The sequence below is a fragment of the Catenovulum sp. 2E275 genome (assembly GCF_025515275.1).
In the GTDB taxonomy this organism is placed as follows: domain Bacteria; phylum Pseudomonadota; class Gammaproteobacteria; order Enterobacterales; family Alteromonadaceae; genus Catenovulum.
On sequence record NZ_JAOPFU010000046.1, the window covers coordinates 22,702 to 28,701 of the forward strand.

General features: G+C 38.9%; 4 protein-coding genes. All 4 read left to right on the forward strand.

From position 1 onward, the window contains the following. Positions 1-84: 84 nt before the first annotated feature. The 4 genes from N7931_RS16370 to N7931_RS16385 all read left to right on the forward strand — a co-directional run bounded on the left by N7931_RS16370 (position 85) and on the right by N7931_RS16385 (position 5,596). A complete protein-coding gene (locus N7931_RS16370) occupies positions 85-1,725 on the forward strand; it encodes a family 43 glycosylhydrolase (RefSeq protein ID WP_262795426.1) in 1,641 nt (546 codons plus the stop codon). A gap of 206 nt (positions 1,726-1,931) precedes the next feature. Continuing rightward, complete coding sequence (locus tag N7931_RS16375; RefSeq protein ID WP_262795427.1) at positions 1,932-4,451, forward strand: ThuA domain-containing protein; 2,520 nt, start codon at positions 1,932-1,934, stop codon at positions 4,449-4,451. Positions 4,452-4,580: 129 nt separating this feature from the next. Beyond that, the gene (locus tag N7931_RS16380; RefSeq protein ID WP_262795428.1) at positions 4,581-5,006 is read left to right on the forward strand and encodes a cupin domain-containing protein; all 426 of its coding nucleotides are present in this window, start codon (positions 4,581-4,583) and stop codon (positions 5,004-5,006) included. Between the two features lie 23 nt (positions 5,007-5,029). Continuing rightward, positions 5,030-5,596: a pyridoxamine 5'-phosphate oxidase family protein gene (locus N7931_RS16385; RefSeq protein WP_262795429.1), complete on the forward strand. Its 567-nt coding sequence runs from the start codon at positions 5,030-5,032 to the stop codon at positions 5,594-5,596. Positions 5,597-6,000 lie beyond the last annotated feature (404 nt).

Sequence of the window (6,000 nt, forward strand, 5' to 3'; positions counted from 1 at the left end):
TGCACTATTTACATAAACTGAGCCAACAAGCACTAAGCTTAAATTTTAGCTTTAATAATTAAACCAATCAGCAAGAGACAGTTTATGCAAAACATTAACCGAAGAACTTTATTTAAAGCTGCGGCGGCTGGCGTAGCCATTTCACCTTTAAATTTATTTGCAACAGAGCCTACCGCTTTATTAACCCACTGCAATGCTGGTCAATTTAAACCTGAGTGGGGACGTGGCATTGAAAACCAGCGAAAAGCAGACCTGGGCGATGGTACTTTTTTAAATCCTATTTTAGCGGGTGATCACCCAGATCCCACATTATTAAAAGACGGTGATGATTATTATATGACGTTTTCATCGTTTAACTCGTATCCCGGCATTGTGATCTGGCATTCAAAAGATTTAGTAAACTGGCAACCAGTAGGACCTGCATTATATAAAAATATCGGTACAGTTTGGGCGCTGGATTTATGTAAACATAATGGTCGCTATTATGTTTACATTCCGGCTGCAGCGCCCGGTAAACCTTGGTCAACTTATGTTATTTGGGCGGATGATATTAAAGGCCCATGGAGTGATCCGATAGATTTAAATATTGAAGCCTGTATTGATCCCGGACATGCGGTTGGAGAAGACGGTAAGCGATATTTATTTGTTAATGGTATTCGGAAAATTAAATTAACGGATGATGGTTTGGCAACCGATGGTCAGTTAGAACATGCTTATAGCCCTTGGCGTTATCCAGATCATTGGATTGTTGAAAATTTTGCGCCCGAAGGCCCTAAAATTACCCGTAAAGGTGATTGGTTTTATTTAGTGACAGCGGTTGGCGGTACCGCAGGCCCAGTAACAGGCCACATGGTTATTGCTGCTCGTTCAAAATCAATTCATGGGCCGTGGGAACATTGCCCGCATAATCCGCTGGTGCGTACTTTATCAGAAGCTGAACCTTGGTGGTCGCGCGGACACGCAACTTTAGTTGAGGCAAAAAATGGCCAGTGGTGGATGGTTTATCATGGTTATGAAAACGGATACCGCACTTTAGGGCGACAAACTTTATTAGAGCCAATTGAATGGACAGAAGATGGTTGGTTTGTTGCCAAAGGCGGCGATTTATCTAAACCTTTGCCTAAGCCGGTAACATCAAACCAGATAGAAGGTAAACATGGAATGCCTTTATCTGACGATTTTAGTCAAAATAGATTTGGTGTGTTATGGGCGTTTCATCAACCGGCCGAGCAAGAAATGAAGCGGGTACATTTTGCCCGTCAATACTTACGTTTAGCCGCCAAAGGTAACTCACCGATTGATTCTTCACCTATGTGTTGTATTGCGCAGGACAGAGCTTATCAGGCCGAAATAAGTATTGAACTGGAAGATAATGCCGAAGGCGGGTTATTACTTTTTTATAATCATAAAGCTTTTGTTGGTATGGGGTTTGATGGTGATTCAATTAAATCATTTCAGTATGCACAAGAGCAGCAATGGGCACGAATTGCAGTCAATAATAACCGCAGACAGGTTCGGTTTAGAATCACTAATGACCAACAGGTGGTGACTTATCATTACTCATTTGATGATGGTAAAAACTGGCACAGACACCCAACTAGAATGGAAGTATCCGGAATTAATCATAATGTATTTGGCGACTTTTTAAGTTTAAAAATCGGTATTTATAGTGCCGGAAAAGGTAGCGTTAAACTCAGCCATTTTAGTTATTTAGCTTTATCGTGAAAATTTTGGCTTAGGTTAAACCAAATATCACAGTGCATGAAACTCGACTAATCGGCTTATTATTAAGCCGGTTTAATCATAAAAGTTTCCAATCTTTTATATTTAAGTAACAAAAATTTATTTTTTGAGTTAATTCATTTTGAATAACCCCTTTTTTATATTAAATATTGTAATTCTATTAAAATTATTAATTATCCAGAGTGCTAATGAAATTATTTAAATTTACTCATTTATTGTGGTCTGCCTGCTTTATTTTTACGCTCAGCGCGTGTCAGCAAGCAGATAAATCAGAAAATTTGGCAGAAGCTAACAGCGCTAAACAAGATAATCAGCTAACCACTAAATCAGTCTTACAGCCTGATTCGGTATTGATTTTTTCTAAAACCGCAGGTTGGCGACACGACTCAATTGAAGTTGCCACTAAAACAATCGCCGATTTAGTAACCCAACAAGGGCTCACTCCGGTTGTCAGTGAAGATGCCAATTTATTTACCGATGACACATTAAAAAACATGGCGGCTGTGGTATTTGTTAATACAACCGGAGATGTATTAAATCAGCCGCAGCAAATTGCGATGGAAAGATATATCCAAGCCGGTGGTGGTTTTGTTGGGGTTCATTCTGCAACAGATACCGAGCATGAAACTGGCGATTGGTACTGGTATCGCCGTTTAGTGGGTGGGGTATTTAAATCACATCCGGGCGATCCGTCTAATGTGCAAAAAGCGCAGTTAAAGGTGGTTAATGCAAATCATCCGGCGACAGAAACCTTGCCGGAAAAATTTAGTTTAGTCGATGAATGGTATGATTTTGTGAGTTTATCGGATCGTCGCCACGATTTAATTACTTTGGATGAGCGCAGTTATCAAGGTGGTTTACACGGGGCTTATCATCCCATTGCTTGGTATCACGAATTTGATGGTGGGCGAGCGTTTTATACCGGTATAGGGCACAGTAAAGTGACTTATCAAAATGCGTTATTTTTAGAGCATTTAGCTGGTGGTTTACGTTATGCAATCGGTCAGAAAAATCCGCTAGATTACACTAAGTCACGACCTGATCCCCGCCGCTTTCAACAAAATGTGATTGTTAAAGATTTAAAAGAGCCAGTGAGTTTTGATTTAATTTCAGATTATTCAGCAGCCATTATTACCGAACGCAATGGGCGATTATTATGGGTAGATATTCAGCAAAAAACACATCATGTAATGGCTGAATTCAAGGTATTTGGTGCCGGTGAAAAATCAGAATTTGGTTTAGTGGCCGTCACGTTAGATCCAGATTTTTTGCATAATCAGCTTATTTATTTAATGTACGATACGCCAGATAAATCGGGAAATGCAGAGCTGCTGCAAAGGCTTTCTCAGTTTAAAGTGATTGATAAAAAACTGGATTTAAGTTCAGAACAAGTCTTATTTGAAATTCCGTTCGATAATACCTGTTGCCATACAGGTGGTAATTTAGAGTTTGATAACCAAGGTAATTTATATATTGCGATAGGGGATAATACCAACCCATTTGAATCAAATGATTCAGGCCCAATCAGCAATATTGAAGATCGTAAATATCATGATGCATTAAGAACATCGGCTAATACGCAAGATTTACGCGGTAAAATTTTACGAATTACGCCGGATAAACAAGGCGGCTATAGTATTCCTAGCGGAAACTTATTTACCTCAGCCGATCAGGGACGAGCCGAAATTTATGTGATGGGCGTACGTAACCCTTATACAATTGCGGTAGATAACGCGAATGGAGACCTATATTTTGGTGATATTGGACCGGACGGTAAAGCCGACACTGAAACATTTGGCCCGCGTGGTTACGATGAAATCAATAAAGTCTCTCAGGCTGGATTTTTTGGCTGGCCAGCAATTATTGGCAATAATATTCCATACCGGATGTACGATTATAAAAACCAGAAATCAGGTAAATTATTTAATCCACTTGCGGTTGAAAATTTTTCTCCCCGTAATACAGGTTTAAAAGTATTACCTGAGGCTCAAAGCGCTTTAATTTGGTATCCGTATGCCCGATCTGAGCGTTTCCCGGAGCTAGGTCAAGGGGGACGAAATGCTTTGGTTGCTGGTGTTTATCCGGCAGAAAAACAGCTAGCTTATCCTGAGTATTATCAACATAAATTGATTATTAGTGATTTTATGCGCGGTTGGCTTAAAGTGGTGAGTCTGGATGAATTTGATGATGTAGTGAAAATTGAAAACCTAGCATCAGATATTAAATTAGGTGGTCCACTGGATTTAAAAATTGCAGCAGATGGCCGGATTTGGGTACTTGAATACGGCGCTCAGTGGTGGCCAAGCAAAGCTGAAGCTCAACTGTCCGTTATTGAGTTTAACCAAGGTGAACTTAAAAAATGGGTGGATGATTCGGCAGTAAAACCAGAAGCATTATCTGAAAAAACAACCTCAGATTTAGACCATCAGGCTCGTTTATTAATAGCTCAAGGTAAACAAATCACTAAAGATACAGCCTGTATTGCTTGCCATACTGAATATGACGCTTCGGTTGGCCCCGCTTTTGCTAAAGTTGCGGCTAAATACGGCGCTCAAACCGATGCTAAACACTATATTGCAACGACTATCGCAACAGGCAGTAGTGGAAAGTGGGGAGAGCATATTATGCCTGCGCATAATTTTTTAGATGAAGCAACCAGACTCAAAATTGCAGCCTATATTTTATCGCTACCGCCAGCGGAAAAATAATTAACCCAAATATTAAAAGCCGGTTTTAGTTCATCCTAAACCGGCAAGTTTGCTTGTTAGTTTTAATGGATAGACTTAAAATTAAAACGTTTTCATTTTAAATTCACATAAACTTGAATAAGGATAATTATGAAACTCAAACATTATTTAGCCATTTTAACCATCGGCATGAGCTGTTCTGTTTTAGCCCAGCCTAAACTGGATATTGATACTTCGGTCGTGAGTGAAAAAAATGCCAAAGTAGAGAAATTTGAATGGGGTAAACTGATTAGCTACTTTGAAGGCGAATCTTATGCAACTAAAGATGCACTAACCGCAGTTGCTGTGATTAACCCAGGTATGGAAATTCATCCGCCTCACGAACATTACGAAGAAGAATATTTAATGGTATTAGAAGGTGAAGGGACATGGAGTGTAAAAGGTAAAACTTTTGCTGCAAAAGCCGGTGATATTTTATATGCCAAACCTTGGGATATGCATGGTATTAGTAATACAGGTGACAAACCGTTAAAGTTTGTGGTATTTAAATGGGGTTACAAACCGCCAGTTAAATAATACTCAAACATAGGAAGTGCTAAATGGGTAAACAATTTTCAGAATTATCCGACCAACATATTGAATTTATTAACCAACAAAAAATATTTTTTGTTGGTACAGCCGCCCAGTCGGGCAATGTCAATATATCCCCAAAGGGCGGAGACTCACTCAGAGTATTAAATTCAAAACAAATTGTTTGGTTAAATTTAACCGGTAGTGGCAATGAAACTGCCGCCCATTTATTAAATACCCCCAGAATGACACTTATGTTTTGTGCATTTGATGGTGCCCCACTGATTTTACGAGCGTATGGTAACGCGGTCGCTTTGCATCAGGGCGATGAACAATGGGGAAGTTATATAAACTTATTCCCGCACAGTGTTGCTGCCCGCCAGATTGTGTTGTTGGATATTGAGCTAGTGCAATCATCTTGCGGCATGTCAGTGCCTTATTTTGATTATCAGGATGATAGAACCGATTTAGCAAACTGGTCAGACAAACAAGGAAAATCTGGAATAGAAGCTTATTGGCTTAAGAAAAATCAAACCAGTATTGATGGTTTTCAAACCCAAATAGCGGATCGTTCAGGCTTAATTGATAAAAGTTAATAAGCAAACTTATTTAAAATTGCTTTTTGCTCACAGATTATTAGAGCGAAAAGCAGATCTTAATTAGTTTTTAGATGAGCGCCGACTCTAAGACTCAAAGTTCACATAGGTTACCCTTTTAGGGTATCGACGATTTAAGTAAGTCAAATTTCGCTTAGAGCTCCATTCTAATTAATTCAAAAAATTGAGATTTAGCCATCAATAAATCCTCCAACCTTAAATACTGATTATTTACACCGTTATAAATGGCGATACGCCAAAAACTCAAATTATTTCTCGCTTTGTTTTTAACAAGGTATTAGTTTCATAGAGATGATATAAATTAACAGTCTGATTTTATTTGATTTTTATAATAATAAGTTTACATAACGACCCTATATTAGGCTCGCTTTGACGATTGGCTT